Genomic DNA, 15,882 nt, shown 5'->3' with positions numbered 1-15,882 from the left:
ATATATTGCAGCGTGCGGCAGCAAAGGCCGCGCGTGCACAAGCCTTGCTGGACGACGAGTTGCTATCTGAAGCGTTCGTGGCGCTCGAGACAGGCTATGTCTCTGCCTGGCGCCGCACAGTCATCGACGATGCCGCCGGTCGAGAGAAGCTGTTTCTAGCGATCAACATCGTCGGCAAGGTGCGCGATCATCTCGCATCGGTCATTGCAAACGGCAAGCTGGCGCGGGCGGAGCTGAAGGAGCTCGCAGATGTCGCGGAGCGCAAGAGGCGGTTTGGCATTTTTTGAGCGACACCGTATCCGGTCCCCTGACCGAGGACATTGTTGACGCGTTCTTTCTTTGTTCTATAGTGCGAGAGGGCGGGCAGATCTTATTAGCTCTCTCGAAACAAAGCCGCGCAACCATAGCCGACGGCTATACTGTGGGTCTTATCCGAACAGCCGAGTTCTTCAGCTGAAGGCCGGGCTCTGTTGCCGATCGCAACCCCGGAAGAGATTGTCGCGCGATGCAGGAAGGCAAGATGAACTGGTTCAGGCTTATTTCGATCGCCGTGCCCTTGCTCGATGTTTATGGTGGGATGTTCTGCTACTTTTTCGTTCCGGCTCTCCTGGTCTGGCTGTTCTTCGCCAGTCTTCTATTCGTGATTCCACTCGCTTGCCTGTCAATCGAAGCGCTCTTCTACAGAAAGAAGAAGTGGAGCGCCGTTTTCGCGCTGACATGGTTTCTGCTCGTCCTTCCCTTCGCGGGCGTTCCGCAAACACGTGAATGGCTCAGGACCCTGGGGTTTTACGCGAGAACCAAGCTGGCGGCGAACTACCTGTCCCAATGTCGACTTTCGGACTTTGTCGAGAATGGCGCGACTCAGACTGTCGGCTTCTGCGAAGGATTCGATCGTGGCGATTATTTTGACTACGTCGTCTACGATACGATTGGTGAATTCATCTTGCCGCCCTCCAAGAGAACCCTCGAATGGAAGAAGGTGATGTCTGCGGAAACCGAAGAGGCGACAGTGGAGCGCGATCGGACCGCTTATCACCTGTTCGGAAACTACTACGCCGTAGTCGTCGGTCTTCTCGACGGAAAGGGTTGAGTAGCTAATCCAACTGATGTCGTCGTCACTGCTTGCCGTGGGAAGCCTTGTGAATTTCCGCGTGCTGTGCTGTGGCCAGTTCAAACGTATCATTCCAGGAGGCCGACGTGACAGATCGAACCTTTTATTCAGCTGCTGAAGATCAAAGAGGGACAGGTAGGATCACTGGTTAAGTTCCTTCAAGATTCCTCGTTCGAAATGGAATGTATGTAATCGATCCCGTGCCGGGCGGCTCACAATGGGCGAATTTGTACTCGGACGCTGGAGGTAGCAATCAAACAGATGGAAGGATAGCGAACCAGAACAACTATATTGTTGTGCCAAAAAACTATACGGAGCAAGCGGCTCGAGATGCCGCTGCCAGGCTCGATGCCATTCATCGGCTAGGTATTCCAGGCGGAACGCTCGGACTTATGATGCGGGATTTTTGGCCGGTGGTCCCGAGGAGCTGCAGCGGAATCCGCGTTGGGGTATTCCTGATAATTCATTTGTGCGCGCTTATATCGGTGCAGCTTCCGATCATTTTGGGTACGTTACGGGTGCGGCTGGATTGCCGCAAGAACTCGCTCAGTTTGGCGGAGGGATGCATAACATCTTTAGTAAAAGAGTCCTCAAGTCTGACGTCGATACAAACGGAAAATGGGGATTGTCGAAGGTCAATGAAGCCAATATCGCCCAGGGTTACGCGGCTGGCATGGCCGCGCGCCGTCTGCCGTCTCCGTTCAACAGCTATGGCTATCGCGGGCAGTTGGATAGTGATCCGAATGTCATTGGCGATGGAGGTGGCGTCTCTCCAGCAATGGAAACAATCACGGGTGTGAACCCGGATGAGCCGACACCCCCGACTTAGCCACCTAGTCAGCCTGGCCCGGTTCGCTATCTCAGCGCGCGGCTGAGCTACTAATGTTGCAATCGCCCGTTTTGAATGTAGCCGCGGGGGCGCACCTGCCCAGCTAGGAGCTGGCGACGACATCGTGCTCTTCAGCGACGCTCTTGCCGGCGTCAATCCGGACGAGCCGTCACCACCGAGATGGCCGCCGCAACAGAATAAGCCAGTCCGATATCTCAGCTCGCGATTGCAGTCTTAGTTGATCTGAGCTCGGTTGGCGGCGATCAGTCGCGATGCCTTGTTCGCTGAGAGCAACGGTGCTGTTCTTCGATAAGCGACCCAGTATCTGCACTCGGCGAGTTGACCGGTCCCTCGCGGGAGATAATCTTCGTTCGTTCCAGAGCGGAAGACAGCACAGATCAGCAGTCGCGTGCCGAATGCGCTGTTCGGCGCCACCCAGCCAAAATGAATGCCGTTGACACGTCGGGCAAATCACCTGCATAATTCCAACATCGCAAGACTTCGATAGCCCGCGTCGGAACCCGACCGCGGGCTTTTTCGCGAGGTTGAGATGACGTCCAATGTCATGTCGGTCTCGCACGCTGTACACCTCGGAGCGGCGAGCACGGCAGCGACGTGGTTCGATCAGCAACGCCGACCCCCGATCGCGATCCGGGCGCCACGGCGAAGATATCTCGTCACGCCGAACCGGACCTTTGTCGCCGCGCAATCGGGCCGTCGAGATCCAGGCAAACACCAATTCAGTGTCTCTCTTAGCGCTAACTCAGGCGCCAAGTGGCGTTATCTCGACACGTCGTGCGAGCAGCGCCTGATTGGCGATCGAGATCAAAAGGATCATCCATGACTACACCTACCTCAACCTTCGTGACCTACCAGGCGGTTGGCAATCGCGAAGATCTCAGCGACATCATCTACCGCATCGATCCGGTGGACACGCCCTTCATGAGCGGTGTCGACAAGGAGAAGGCGACCGCCGTCAATCACGAGTGGCAGACCCAGGCGCTCGCTGCGCCGGACAACACCAACGCCCAGCTCGAAGGTGATGATCCGAACACCAACGCGACCACGCCGACAGTTCGTCTCGGAAACCAGTGCCAGATCTCCTACAAGGTCGCGCGCGTGTCCGGGACGCAGCAGGCGGTCGATCACGCCGGCCGCGATAACGAACTCGCCTATCAGGAGATGCTGAAGGGCCTCGAACTCAAGCGCGATCTCGAAACCATTCTATGCGGCACCAATCAGGCCAAGATCATCGGCAACACGACGACGCCGCGAAAGACGGCGTCGGCGTTGTCATGGATCGTCTCCAATACGTCAAAGGGCGCTTCTGGCGCGGATCCGGCCGCATCGGATGGAACCGGAACCAGGACCGACGGCACGCAGGTCGCGTTTACCGAGGCTCGGCTCAAGACCGTATTGTCCTCGATCTGGATCAATGGCGGCAAGCCCGGCACGATCCTGACCGGGGCCTTCAACAAGCAGGTGTTTTCGACCTTTACCGGCCGCTCCACCGCGATCGAGGAGGCCAAATCGAAGAAGATCGTCGCCTCGGTGGATGCCTATGAGTCTGATTTCGGCAAGCTCAAGGTCGTCGCCTCGCGGTTTCAGCGCCCCCGTGACGTGCTGGTGCTCGAGATGGATAAGTGGGCGGTCGCCTATCTCAACGGCCGCAATATGATCTCGATCCCGCTGGCCAAAACCGGCGACTCCGAGCGCCGGCAGATCCTCGCCGAATATGCGCTGGTCGCTCGTAATGAAAAGGCGAGCGGCGGCGTGTTCGACAACACCGCCTCTTGATTCCTGCAATCCAGCATTTCTGTCCGGGGCGGCCGCATCGGCCGCCCCATTCTTTTGGAGAGACCTCGCCATGCCGCTTCCTGGCAATCGAACCTTGGACACGGCCGATCTGACGGCTTACACGCCGTCCTGCGGCTCGTCGCCTGTGGCCGCCTATGTGCGCGCACCGTTCCGCTGCCGCCTCGTCAAGGTGGCCGGAATTCTCGGCGGCGCAATCACGACGGCCGACGGAACCGTTATCGTCTCGGTCAACTCGGTCAACGTTGCGAGCTTCGCCGTCCCGCAGTCCGGCTCGGCCGCCGGCCAGCTGTTTTACGTTGTGCCTCCGTCACCGACCTATCTCAACGAGGACGATGTGATCGTGCTGACACCGTCTGGCGCGTCCGGAACGTCCGTGCCGATGCATTTCTCGCTCTCGGTCAAGGGAGCCTGAGATGTCATTCTTTCCGAAGCAGCCATCGTCGCGCATTGGTACGACGCAAGTGATTGCGTTTGACGGCAGTGTCGGCGCGACCAACAAACTCGGCTCGGCAACCTATCAACTCCGGCTCGCGGCCAATGCCGCCTGCTGTTACCGGATCGGCGATGGCGCGCAGACTGCGACGCTAGCGGACGTATTCCTTCCGGCCAATACCGTCGAATTCGTCACAGTGAGTCCCGGTCAGAATATCGCCGCGATCAAGGCGGCGACCAACGGCCTGGTCACCGCTACGGCGGGCACGCTCTGGGTAACGGAGGTGTCGTGATGAGCGGGGTCCTCATCCGACCTCATCTCGACAGCGACGGCAAAGGCCTTGCAATCGAACATGCTCAGGACGTCGCACCGATCCTGCGATGGAACAAGGAAGCGCGACGCGACGAGCAGTACAGCGATTGGGGCCGGCACGTCGCGCGCATCCCAAACGTCATCTATCTCAGATGGCTGAATGAAGAGCATGCGAAGGGCAATACCACCCTTCGCATGTTCACGCCTGAGTTCGACCAAATCGTGCAGAAAAAGCTCAATGATCCGGATTGGGCCTATCTGCGCACAGACAGACCTGCGTTACAGGCGGGCTGGAAGGCGGAACGTCCGTGACCCTCATCTCCGACTATGCATCGCTGCAATCTGCGGTGACCGAATATCTTGCCCGCGATCAGGATACGACATTGATCGCGCGGATTCCGAGCTTCGTCCAACTGGCGGAAGCCAAGTTCAATCGTCAATTGTTCGTGCGCCAGATGGAGCGCCGCGCAATCGCTGTGATCGATCTGAGATCCAGCGAGCCGGAATTCGTTGCGCTGCCGTCGGATTTTCAATCGATGCGCCGCATCCGGCTGGCGAGCGTGACCGGCAAGCCGTGCCTGGAGTTTAAATCCGGGGTCCAGATCGACGAATATCGCTTTGGGATCTCGAACGTCCCCGCGCGGCCGCGCTACTTCACGGTCCTTGGCAATGAGCTCGAACTCGCACCGACGCCCGACGCCGCGTACACGATCGAGATGGTGTATCGGCAGGCCGTGCCACCGCTTGCATCCAGCGGCACGAACTGGCTGCTGGCGTTGGCGCCGGACCTCTACCTCTATGGGACTCTGCTGGAATCCGCGCCTTACATCAAAGAAGACGCCCGGATCCAAACCTGGGGGCTCGGCTTGAGCAGTGCCCTCGCCGAGCTCAACAACCTCGGCTTGGCATCCACCTTCAACGCGGGACCCATGGCAGTGCACGTGTCCGGCCAGACATTCTAACGCCAGATATTCCAACGGGGCGCAAGATGGCAGCATTCAACAAGTTCAATTGCTTCGTGCAGGACGTCGCCAACGGATTGCACAACATGAAGACCGGCACCGCTCATGTGTTCAAGGTCTATTTGACCAGCACGGCTCCGGTGGTGACCAACACGATCTACAATACGCCGGCCGATCTTACGGCAGGCAACGGCTATACAGCGGGCGGCGCCTCGATCGGCTCGATCACGGGTGGACAAACATCCGGCGTATTCAAGTTCACCGCCGGTACGCAGCCATCCTGGACGGCCGCGGGAGGATCGATCGGTCCGTTCCAATATGCCGTGCTCTACAACGCCACATCAGCGACTCAGCCGCTCATCGGTTGGTGGGACTATGGAACGCCGCTCACGCTGACGAACGGCAATACCTTTACGGTGAACACCGATCTCGTCAACGGCGTTCTGACGATTACCTGACATGGCAGCATTCATCAACAATTGCGGATTCGTGCCGACCACCGGCGGTACGTCCGACTGGACCTACTTTTCGACCGTCGGCGGCTATCAAGGCCCGATTCAGGCAAATGCCGTCAATGGGACGGTCTATGTCGTGCGCGCGCAGAGCGCCGATCTCACCCAATGGGAGTATGCCTCGGGCGCATACAGTTCGGCGACGAACACGTTTGCGCGGGCCACCGTGCTGTACAATTCCGCGGGGACGGGGACAAAACAGGGAGGCTCCGGGGCGAAGATCAATTTCGCCGCCGCGCCAGCGCTCATTGCGGTGGTGGCGCTGGCGGAGGACCTGATTTCGATCGAGGCCGCGAACAGCTTCACGACTGCGCAGCAGGCCCAGGCACGATCCAATATCGCGGCCGCGGCGACACCTGGAAATTGGACGCGCACGGTCATTACCAGTGCATCGGGCACTTATACGACCAAGGCGGGATGTAAGGCCATCTTCGTACGAATGTGTGGAGGTGGTGGTGGCAGCGGCGGAAGCTCAAATAGCTCCGGCAATGGGTCTTCGGCTGGTGCCGGTGGCAACACGACGTTCGGTTCGATGGTTGCCAATGGGGGCGCTGGTGGATCCGGCTCAGGTGGCCCAACGTCCAATGGGGGCGCCTACTCCGGTGGGGATTGGGGGTTAAGCGGCTCCTATGGCGCCGCAAGCGTTGGTGCTGGCGCAGGCCCTCAAGGCGCGGCCATTGGGGGGCAGGGGGGCGGCTCATTTTTCGGCCCTGGTTCGCCCGGGGGGTGGCCCAATGCCGGCGGCCTTCCAGGCGTTATGCCTGGTGCCGGCGCGGGAGGGGCCGGCGGTCCGGCAGCCGCCACCGGCTATAGCGGAGGTGGCGGTGCTGGGGCTGGCTACACTGAGAAGCTGATTGTCTCTCCTGCGGTTTCCTACTCCTACGCTGTAGGTGCGGGCGGCGGCGGCGGCGCTTCGGGAACGTCTGGCAATAGCGGCGCAAGCGGTGGTTCGGGTATCATCGTCATCGACGAGTATTACTGATGTCGCTGCTCGGATCGGATGCGCTTGGCCGTTTGGCTCTCGGCCAGCTTCCTCCATTGCAAACGGCTGCGCTTCCTGCGCTGTCGGGGAGTTACGCCGTCAGCGGGCCTACGACGAACATGAGCACCGCGCAATCCGCCGTCGCGGCATCCTTCGGACTCGGCGGAAGAGCCGCGGCATTCGCGTCTTGGTTTTCGCTATTGAGCGTTTCCTATCGCGCGACGGGGAACGCAGCCGCTTTTGGCATTCCACTGTCGCCAATAACGGGCAGCTTTGCGAGCATCTGCAATGCCGGCAGCTTTGCCACCGCATATGTGGTCAGTGGCACGAACTATGCGATTGCCGCACCCGTCTCGACATTGGGCGTGGCGACCACGGCGAATTGCGGAAATTGGAACGTCAGCGGCGCGGAAGCCGCGTTTGCGCGTGGCTATGAGGCTTGGTTTCCGCTGCCCTCTCACGGGGCTTCTTGGGTCGGAGGCCGCGTTCCTGAAAGTGGATGGACATCTGGCGTCGCTCCCGCTGGTGACTGGTCAATCGCCGTGGAAGGGAAAGACTCCTGGACCAAAGTCCAGGACCCCCCGGGAAGTTGGGTGAAAAACTAGCGTCCGTCTTGTTCCGAGCTCCACGCTCTACCTTGGCCGGCCATCGTCCGCGATCAGCCGCCGCCGACGCCCCGCTGACCCAACCTTAAATGATGCGAGCAAACAATGGCGCTTCTTGCTTTCGGCGACTATCGCCCCGACGTCAGCGACTATGAAGGGCAGGCCACGCGCAACGTTCAAAACGTGATACCGCGCGGTGACGGCTATGGGCCCTTTCCGTCGTTCACACCCTATACATCGGCCTTGCCGGCGGCCTGTCGCGGCGCCTTCTATGCGTTGAAGTCGGACGGAACGGTCGTGACCTTTGCTGGCACGGCAGATAGGCTCTACAAACTCAACAATACCGACTTCACCTGGGCCGACGTTTCGAAAAGTGGCGCGGCCTATTCGCAGCTGTCGTCTTCGGCACAGTGGCAGTTCGCGCAAACCGGGAATTTCGTTTTTGCAACGCAGGCAAATGCGCTGCTGCAAATTTTCGACCTCACAGCTTCGACCTCGTTCGACAATGCTTTGGGCTCGCCGCCCCAAGCAGCTTATATCAGCGTCGTCGGACGGTTTCTGGTGCTCTCAGGGCTATTGTCGACGCCGTATCGTATCCAATGGTCGGGCCTGAACAACTTCAACTCTGCGACATCGTGGGACGGGCTGACCGCCGGCTCCGATCATCAGGATTTTCCGGATGGTGGCATCGTGCGCGGCGTTGCCGGCGGCGAATCCGGTATCATCTTTCAGGACCAGGCGATCCGCCGCATGTCCTACGTTCCCGGTTCGCCGATCATCTTCCAGATCGACCGCATCACCCAGGACAAGGGCCTCTATGCGCCGTATTCAATCATCCGCGCCGGCGAGCGCATCTTCTTCTACGCCGGCCAGGGCTTTCACAAGATCGAGCCCGGCGGTGTGCCAGAACAGGTCGGACGCGAGAAGGTGGATCGCACCTTCCTGGGCGATCTCGACAAGGGCAATTTGCAGCTTTTCATCGGAGCTGCTGACCCGCGCTCGACGCGGGTCTATTGGGCCTACAAGTCGATCTCGGGCGCGATCGGCGCCTACGACAAGATCCTCGGTTACGATTTCCTACTGGATCGCTTCTTCGCGGTGCAGGCGAGCGGCGAGTATCTGCTCGGCATGTCGCAGACAGGACTGACGCTGGAAAATCTCGATAGCATCTCGTCCTCAATCGACGCCATGACTCTGAGCCTTGATGCTTACGCCACGGCGGTACAGCCGGAAATCGCGCAGTTCTCGTCTGGGCACGTGCTGGGTTTCTTTCGAGGCGCCAGTCTCGAGGCGATCATCGAGAGCGCGGAGCAGGGGACCGACGAGAGCCGGATCATGATCCGAGGTTTTCGTCCGGTCACCGACGCGGCGACGCTTTTCGGATCCGTCTCCTTCCGCGATACGCCGTCCGCGCCGGCGCTCGCCGGCGCGGAGGTGTTGGTGAATGCTAGGACCGGGCGCTGTGACATCCGGCGCGAGACCCGTTATTCGCGCTTCAAGGTGCGCATTCCGGCGGCCACATCCTGGAGCTTCTGCGCCGGCTTCGTACCTGACCTGACGACGAGTGGCACGCAATGACCGCCTTTGTCCCGGGCATTACCGAAACCGACCTGAAGAAGATCGTACTGGCGCTGCAGCAACTCGCCGCCGGACGCTCCAACGCGGTCGGCAGCGTCACGCTCGTGACCGGTGCCTCGAACACCGTGGTCACCGACAAGAACTGCGCTGCTGGCTCGACGCCGATCCTCACGCCGGCCACTGCGGTTGCCGCAACTGAGCTCGGCAACGGCACGATGTATGTGAGTGCGGTCGCGAACGGGACTTTCACAATTACCCACGCCAACAGCGCGACAGCGGGGCGAACGTTTCTGTATGCGCTCCTTGGTTGAGTATCTGTATTTCCGACCGACGTGTAGTTTCCAGCGCACGGCTTGATGGTCCCATTGGATAGTCCGGGCTTGCCAGGGAACTGGCGGAAGTCGCGCCCAGTTCGCAGAGCGAAAATCTGCATCTCATTGTTGGCTTCGACCTGAAGCGCTCCACGACATCTCGGCCTTGGCCCGCGGCTGGCTCGACCGCATCGCGGAAGCTCGTCTGCATTCCTGCACTCATTTTCAGAAGAGAAGTTGATTCATGCAAAATGCATTTTTTCGTACGCCCTACGCCCCTTCTGTGCCGATCTCAGATTATCGAGGTGCAGGTGGTCTGCCCGGACTTCTGCAGCAAGTGATGCTTCAGCAAGGGCTGGCACCGAACGGCGTCCTCGATGGAACGGCTTCGCCTCAAGAGGCAGCTAGCAGCGGTCCTAAACGTCTGTTCGATCGGGCGAACGATGGCCAAGCCACGCCGAATCCTACCGGCCTGTTGGACGAAGGAGCCTCCGCTCCATCGCAGGACCCGAATTTTCGACAGCTGGTGAGTCGACGGAGAATGCCAAATTCGGAATTCGTGGGAAATCAATCACTTGATACACCGCCGCCACCGGATCGCGTTGCGGCGGTCACCCTGCCGTGGTCGGAGTTGTGGCGGCGCTTAGGAAACGGTGTTCAGCCGGACTCAAACAATCCAGCTCCTTCGGAGGCAACGCCGGCCGGACCAGCCTGCCGTCTCGTTCCAGGACGAGCGATTACTTCAGGCTCGCAGATCTGGCCGCTGCCTACCGAGGCAAGCCCTGGAAACTGGGCAACTTGGCAATTTTTGAAGCGCTATCCTGATATTTTGAACCGCATTCTTTCGGGAACTGAAGATGATCCTGAATGTGCTGCCGAATTGAAGCAGGCACGTGAAGACTGCGCTAAGGCATTTGCAGATGGTTGGAAAGGTCTTACTGGTTCAGGTCCGTATAAAAAAACGGATGGGACGAAATGGGACGTCAATGATTGTGTGAGGGGGTTAGTCAGGGAGATATGCGGTGGAAACCCGCTAGATAGGCCGCCTCCTAAGAAGGTCAAAAGATACAAGCTGCGCTAGTGGATCGAATCTAACACTTTCAGTACCCACGTTTGGCGCTTATCAATATCCGCCGATGATCCGCGCTGTCAGAGGTGTTCATGACGGACTGCCATCGCTCTCCGGCGCTGGGGATGATTATCCCCAAAATCACCTTCGAATCGTGGTCGTGACGATCGACAAGAAGAAAGTCGATTCGTTGATATCATTTGAAAAAATCGCAATGCCGTTTGGCCTTATTTACATCGATCTGGCCAATGGCGCTAGCGAGCATTGCGACGGATCTTCGGTGTGCAATGCATATGTTGGCTGAACGGTCCTCGGCTGAACTGGCCTGTGTCAGTCCTGACCATGTTCAATGCGCCTGGCCGCTGGTGGCCTCGCGTCTGCAGCGTGCCATTCGGCGTACTGGCCTTTCAGCCTTTGCTGACATCGAGCGCGACGTTCTGGCCGGCCGCTCGCTGCTGTGGCTGGCGCTCAGCAGCGCAATTGCGATCGACGCGGTCGCCACGACCAGCCTGCAGCTCACGGATGCCGGCAAGGTTTGCGTCATCACCGCCTGTGAAGGCAAGGGTATGGCGCGGTGGTTGCCGCTGATCGCCGGCATCGAGGCTTATGCGAAAGCCGAAGGCTGCAGGTCTGTGCGCGTCTTCGGGCGCAAAGGCTGGCTGCGCGCGCTCGACGGCTATAGGCAGCGACATGTCATCATGGACAAGGAGATAGAATAATGGGCTGGAGAGATTATGAATTCGACCCGCAGACCCATGGATCTCAAGGTGCCGGCGGGCTGGTCGGCCTTTTTCAAGGCATGTTGCAGCCGAATTCGGCAGTGCCGGATGCAGGTCCTAATCCAGGCGGCGTGCCCAACTACAGTCCCGAGGCGCCGTTCAGCCCCAGCAGGATTTGATCGGCAGATTGCAGGGGCAACAGGAACAGCAAGGCCAACTGACGAAGCAAATTTCAAATAGCTATTCCTCATCGGAACTGACTAATCAAATCGTGGGAGCCGAGAGTTCTGGTAAGGCAAATGCAAAGAATCCAAACTCGTCGGCAAGCGGCCTTGGTCAATTTATCGCGGGCACATGGCTAGACATGCTGCGCCGGTATCATCCAGAGATCAAGGGCACGCCTCAGGAACTGCTTGCTCTCCGGGCGAATCCGGAGCTGTCGCGCGAAATGACGGAAGCCTATACTCGCGAAAATGCCACTATGCTCACACGGGCAGGGCTGCCCGTCACTCCGGGAAATCTTTACCTGGCTCACTTTGCCGGGCAACGATCTTCGGAATTGGGCGGCGAAGCGGGTTGAAAGGTCGTCGCGGCAAGCACCGGTATCTAAGCCAAGTTGGCCTGCCGAGGCAGCTCCGATTTTCCCAGCTCAAGCCACCAAGGAGATTGATACAGGGCAGTCAAGAAACCAGGTTCGCTATCTCCGCTCTAGTCAAGTCTATCGTTAAGGCGCGGCGCCTTCGCGATGCGTGGCGGGATCCGCTGCGTAGACGGCGGACACCGATGACGGATTGACAAAGATAACAATCGGATGGCTGGGTCGAGGGTGAAGGCTGAAGCACCGCCCAGGAAATACCAGGAAATATGGTCAGCTGACCGAACTGCTTGCTCAACCGCCGCTACGATCTTTCTGGTCGACGTCGTAGTCCAGCCGGCACAGTATCCAGCCATTCGGTCCGCCGACCGGTACGTAAGTTTTCGCAGATCACGTTCCGCATCTCCTCCCGCGTGTGGCGATTAATGCCGGCCACCGGTATCGCGTCTGGCTTGACAGATGTTCGATCGAGCGATGATGCATCTTTCGAGAGCCCGCTTTTTTTGCGACTCCTCCGGGGGCTCAAGGCCACACGTCATTGATTTCAGCAGTGTCGAATCGTGTTGCCATGCAACCAAGACGTTTGCCTGGTCGGGGGTGATTGTTTGGGAAGCCTTGCTCGAAGGCGAAACTGTTGGTGAGTCCCAGAAGTGACATGTGAGGGCTTTGATGCGGCTTTCAAACTGCGGCGTCGTATTCGAAGACTCCGTTGTGTCGGCAGAATCTGTAATAGATCATTGATATGAGTGAAGAGCAGTACGAGACTCGTGAATGGGCGGCGTTGGACGAAGGAAAAGTTCGTTGATCACTATTTAGGAGCGACGTCATCCGACGGTTCGGCGCTTGTTGCAGGACGGCCGCGGCCCGTTGACTAGCTGACGTCGGCGCCGCCTGCCTGATTTCTGGCGTCGCGGCAAGTCTATCTGAGGCAAAACGACGCAAATCCGAGCGCTCCTGCCGAGACCAATAATCCAAAGTCCGTGTTCGAATTCGGCGCGCCGGCTGTTCCTTCTGTTTCGACAAGCAATGCAGTTGGCGGTCGATAGCTGCTGAAATCCGCTCTGGGCGATCTCGACCCTTATCGCAATTCTGTTGACACCGACATCTTTGAGCAGCCGGCGCCGTGGCGCTGCGATCGAGCACGCGTCTGCGTCGACAATAGTTGATCTTTAGAAAGGAGATTCGCCAATGGGCGGGCAGTCCACCAGTACGACCACCCAGCAATCGCAAACAGCCCCCTGGCAGCCGGCGCAGCCGTTGCTCCAGGGAATCTTGTCGCAGCTGAGTAGCGGCGTGAGCAACAGCGGGCTGACCAGCGCAGAGACCGGCGCGCTCAATACACTGCAGAGCAACGCCGCCCAGGGTAATCCCTATGCCGGGCAGATCGGCAATTATGCGCAGTCGCTGCTCAATGGCGGCGGCGCTACGGCGCAGGCGCCGAACGTGCAAGCGAACCTGTCGACGCTGCAGAACTACCTGACGCCCTACGCCAATGGCAGCATGATCGGCAACAATCCGGCGCTCACCGCGCAGCTCGCGCAGATCCAGACTGACGTGGGCAACTCAGTGAACGGGCAGTTTGCCGCCGCAGGCCGCGACTTCAGCGGTGCGAACCAGATGGCTTATGGTCGGGGGATCGCCGCGGCCGAAGCGCCGGTCATCGCCGCGCAATATAACCAGGATGTCACCAACCAGCTCGCAGCCGCCAATTCGCTCTACGGCGCCGGCAACACCACAGTCAATACGCTGGCTGGCATGCAGCAGCAATATCTCGCAAACCAAGGGCAGGGCGTGACCGCTGCGCAGTCAGCGCTGGACGCGCAGAACTATGGTGCCAATGCCACGCTCGCCGAAGAAGCGCAACGGCGCGGCATCCCATTGCAGACATTGCAGCTGCTCGCGCAGATTGGAACGCCAATCGCGGGACTTGGCCAGCAGAGCAACAGCACGGGCACAACGGTCCAGGAAAAGTCCGGCGTCGATCAATTCGCCACGATCGCTGGCGGGATCGGTAGCCTCATCGGCGCGCTCAAGCCGAAAGGCTGAGGGCGCCGGCGTAGCGGCAGATCTGCGAAAGCCGATGTGGCGAATGAGCTCTATTGCAATGGATGCACAATGACGACTTCCGAAATCGAGTCCAAACTGACAGGTGTCGCCTTCGATCTCGCGAATGCAGGCTACACGCCGATGCACGATCCGGAGAAGGGGCAGGAGCACGCACCAATCGACGGCGACAACGCGGCGCTGCGTGAGGCCGCGGGGCGCCTCACTGAGGCGCACCAACCTTTGACCGTCAGGGAATATGTCGATGCCAAAGGTGAGCGCGCGGCACCAACTGAAGCCGTGACCCTGGCGCGCGCGGCGCGCGACCATGCGCGGGGCAGGGCGGCGGACAGGCGCGCTGCTCAAGCAGGGGAGGCTGAGGAAACCGCGCAACGCGTCGATGCACTACGTCAGGCCGTCCAAGCCAATGATGCAACAGCCGCGGACTTCTATGGGTTCAAGCATCCGGACGGCCAAGGCGACGATGGAGCGACGGCGCAAGCCCCTGAAAGCGGCTGGCCCGGAAGACCCTCGCGCGATGGTCATTCCTCCGATGAGATTGCGACCGAGCTCGAAAAGGCACTGCAGCATCCGCAGGTGCTGCAGGCCATCGAGGAGAAAATCGGTGAGGCGGAAAAGGCGAGACAAAGTTATCGCGATGGCCTTGCGGCGGCGATGCAACTCGCGCAGGCGAACTTTCTCGGCCAATTTCCGGAATTTTCAGGCATGGCGCCCGACCATATTCCAGCCGCGCTTGAGAAGATGTCGCGCGAAGAGCCGGCCAAGTTCGCCCGTGTCCAGTCCGCAGTTGCCGCGTCCGAACAGTTGCGTACGCAACAGGCTCACGCGCAGCAGCACCAGGCCGAGATGGAGCGGCAAAATTTCCAGAAGTTCGCGCAAGGCGAGGACGCGCGGCTTGAGGTCATGCTGAAAGATGAGCCCAAGGGGGTGCGGCAGGCGGTCGCGGCAGAGATCATGGCTGCCGCTAAGCAGAGCGGAATCGAACCGGCCGAGCTCAATCGGCTATTTCATACCGAGCCGTTGATGCGCCACGCCACCTTCCAGCGGATGATGTATGACGCGGCCAAGTACCGCCTCATGATGAAGTCCAAGGATGCGATTGCGGCGCGTCCGGTCCCGCCTGTCGTGCGTCCCGGCGTCGCGGCGAGCTCTGCCGAACGCGAGCGGGCCGATGTGCGAGCATTGAATGCACGGCTGTCGTCGTCAGGCGACCTCAAGGATGCCGTCTCGCTTTACCAGGCACGCAGAGCGAATCGGTCGTGATGTGCGCGGAGAGAGAAGCTCGTGCCATAGCCAGCAGCGTTCGGCCGTTGACACCGTTCTCTTTTTGTTCTATATGATGATTATCATCAGTCCCAAGTTGGGGTTCGTTTCGACGGTGCAACCATGAATTTCAGCGTGGGCGAATGGCTCGTGTTTGCCGTCCTCGATATGCTGATCAAGGTGGCTTTGGTCATCTTTGTCGTGCTGCTCATCTCGTTATACCTTGCGCCGATCATCCCCTTCGTAAGCGTTGGAGTGGGATTCTCGATACTCCATTTGGTCTGTCTGTTCTTGGCGGAGACCGCAGTGCTCTCGCTGGAGCTTGTGAATTGGCGGCCTCGAGCTGTTCTGAAGGCTGCACTCACAATCGCAATCGCAAACATCCTTTTCGTTGTGTGCGGAGCGACCTTTATTACGCTGATGTACCAATCCAGGAACTTGAATCATAAAATATCAATTGTTGTTTTGTACATCGCGTGTTTGGCAATTACGAACTTCATTCCCTTGTTTTTTGTCTTGGCACTTCGCCTTGTGGCAAGGCTCATGAGAAGGTTCGTATGTCGGTGTGCTCCCGCAGGATGAATTGAACCTGACGCGCTCTTACGTGCAGGTGATGCGCTTAAGTGCAGTTCTTGCAGAGAGATTGAGGACCTTTGCGGGGGGGCGTTCTGCGGGCGACGCGTTAGGGCAGCTCGATCGCATATTGCCGATCTGATACG

Annotated in this window: 20 protein-coding genes; all 20 read left to right on the top strand. The window is 59.2% G+C overall.

Annotated features, from left to right (window positions below; translation table 11 throughout):
- Positions 1-5 precede the first annotated feature (5 nt).
- The 20 genes from QX034_RS03940 to QX034_RS03845 all read left to right on the top strand — a co-directional run bounded on the left by QX034_RS03940 (position 6) and on the right by QX034_RS03845 (position 15,745).
- Complete coding sequence (locus QX034_RS03940; RefSeq protein WP_315704553.1) at positions 6-287, top strand: hypothetical protein; 282 nt, start codon at positions 6-8, stop codon at positions 285-287.
- A gap of 233 nt (positions 288-520) precedes the next feature.
- A complete protein-coding gene (locus QX034_RS03935) occupies positions 521-1,090 on the top strand; it encodes a hypothetical protein (RefSeq protein WP_315704552.1) in 570 nt (189 codons plus the stop codon).
- A gap of 427 nt (positions 1,091-1,517) precedes the next feature.
- Complete coding sequence (locus tag QX034_RS03930) at positions 1,518-1,940, top strand: hypothetical protein (RefSeq protein ID WP_315704551.1); 423 nt, start codon at positions 1,518-1,520, stop codon at positions 1,938-1,940.
- A gap of 840 nt (positions 1,941-2,780) precedes the next feature.
- Complete coding sequence (locus QX034_RS03925; RefSeq protein ID WP_315704550.1) at positions 2,781-3,737, top strand: DUF5309 domain-containing protein; 957 nt, start codon at positions 2,781-2,783, stop codon at positions 3,735-3,737.
- Between the two features lie 70 nt (positions 3,738-3,807).
- Positions 3,808-4,170, top strand: coding sequence for a hypothetical protein (locus QX034_RS03920; protein ID WP_315704549.1), 363 nt, complete (start codon positions 3,808-3,810; stop codon positions 4,168-4,170).
- 1 nt (position 4,171) lies between these two features.
- Positions 4,172-4,483, top strand: coding sequence for a hypothetical protein (locus tag QX034_RS03915; RefSeq protein WP_315704548.1), 312 nt, complete (start codon positions 4,172-4,174; stop codon positions 4,481-4,483).
- Positions 4,483-4,815 (top strand): hypothetical protein, encoded by a 333-nt coding sequence (locus QX034_RS03910; RefSeq protein ID WP_315704547.1) that lies wholly within the window; start codon positions 4,483-4,485, stop codon positions 4,813-4,815. Before QX034_RS03915 ends, QX034_RS03910 begins: the two co-directional genes overlap by 1 nt.
- A complete protein-coding gene (locus QX034_RS03905; protein ID WP_315704546.1) occupies positions 4,812-5,465 on the top strand; it encodes a hypothetical protein in 654 nt (217 codons plus the stop codon). Before QX034_RS03910 ends, QX034_RS03905 begins: the two co-directional genes overlap by 4 nt.
- A 26-nt stretch (positions 5,466-5,491) precedes the next feature.
- Positions 5,492-5,923, top strand: a complete 432-nt coding sequence (locus tag QX034_RS03900; protein WP_315704545.1) for a hypothetical protein — start codon at positions 5,492-5,494, stop codon at positions 5,921-5,923.
- Position 5,924: 1 nt separating this feature from the next.
- Positions 5,925-6,959, top strand: a complete 1,035-nt coding sequence (locus tag QX034_RS03895) for a hypothetical protein (protein WP_315704544.1) — start codon at positions 5,925-5,927, stop codon at positions 6,957-6,959.
- On the top strand, positions 6,959-7,564 hold the full coding sequence (locus tag QX034_RS03890) for a hypothetical protein (RefSeq protein WP_315704543.1): 606 nt from the start codon (positions 6,959-6,961) through the stop codon (positions 7,562-7,564). The genes QX034_RS03895 and QX034_RS03890 overlap by 1 nt, the downstream gene beginning before the upstream one ends.
- Positions 7,565-7,669: 105 nt before the next feature.
- Complete coding sequence (locus QX034_RS03885) at positions 7,670-9,142, top strand: hypothetical protein (protein ID WP_315704542.1); 1,473 nt, start codon at positions 7,670-7,672, stop codon at positions 9,140-9,142.
- On the top strand, positions 9,139-9,453 hold the full coding sequence (locus QX034_RS03880; protein ID WP_315704541.1) for a hypothetical protein: 315 nt from the start codon (positions 9,139-9,141) through the stop codon (positions 9,451-9,453). The genes QX034_RS03885 and QX034_RS03880 overlap by 4 nt, the downstream gene beginning before the upstream one ends.
- A gap of 244 nt (positions 9,454-9,697) precedes the next feature.
- The gene (locus QX034_RS03875; protein ID WP_315704540.1) at positions 9,698-10,534 is read left to right on the top strand and encodes a hypothetical protein; all 837 of its coding nucleotides are present in this window, start codon (positions 9,698-9,700) and stop codon (positions 10,532-10,534) included.
- Between the two features lie 55 nt (positions 10,535-10,589).
- Positions 10,590-10,826 carry a hypothetical protein gene (locus QX034_RS03870; RefSeq protein ID WP_315704539.1) on the top strand — a complete coding sequence of 79 codons (237 nt, stop codon included), beginning with the start codon at positions 10,590-10,592 and terminating at the stop codon, positions 10,824-10,826.
- Positions 10,816-11,241, top strand: coding sequence for a hypothetical protein (locus tag QX034_RS03865; RefSeq protein ID WP_315727700.1), 426 nt, complete (start codon positions 10,816-10,818; stop codon positions 11,239-11,241). The genes QX034_RS03870 and QX034_RS03865 overlap by 11 nt, the downstream gene beginning before the upstream one ends.
- 187 nt (positions 11,242-11,428) lie before the next feature.
- Positions 11,429-11,821 (top strand): hypothetical protein, encoded by a 393-nt coding sequence (locus QX034_RS03860; protein ID WP_315704537.1) that lies wholly within the window; start codon positions 11,429-11,431, stop codon positions 11,819-11,821.
- A 1,203-nt stretch (positions 11,822-13,024) separates the two neighbouring features.
- Entirely contained in the window at positions 13,025-13,882 is an 858-nt protein-coding gene (locus QX034_RS03855) for a tail fiber domain-containing protein (protein ID WP_315704536.1), read from the top strand.
- A 69-nt stretch (positions 13,883-13,951) separates the two neighbouring features.
- Positions 13,952-15,163, top strand: a complete 1,212-nt coding sequence (locus tag QX034_RS03850; RefSeq protein ID WP_315704535.1) for a hypothetical protein — start codon at positions 13,952-13,954, stop codon at positions 15,161-15,163.
- Between the two features lie 123 nt (positions 15,164-15,286).
- A complete protein-coding gene (locus QX034_RS03845) occupies positions 15,287-15,745 on the top strand; it encodes a hypothetical protein (protein ID WP_315704534.1) in 459 nt (152 codons plus the stop codon).
- Positions 15,746-15,882 lie beyond the last annotated feature (137 nt).

The sequence above is a fragment of the Bradyrhizobium sp. SZCCHNR3119 genome (assembly GCF_032487775.1).
Classification (GTDB): domain Bacteria; phylum Pseudomonadota; class Alphaproteobacteria; order Rhizobiales; family Xanthobacteraceae; genus Bradyrhizobium.
Note: the sequence above shows the minus strand (reverse complement) of the source record. Positions and strands in the feature narration are given on the sequence as shown.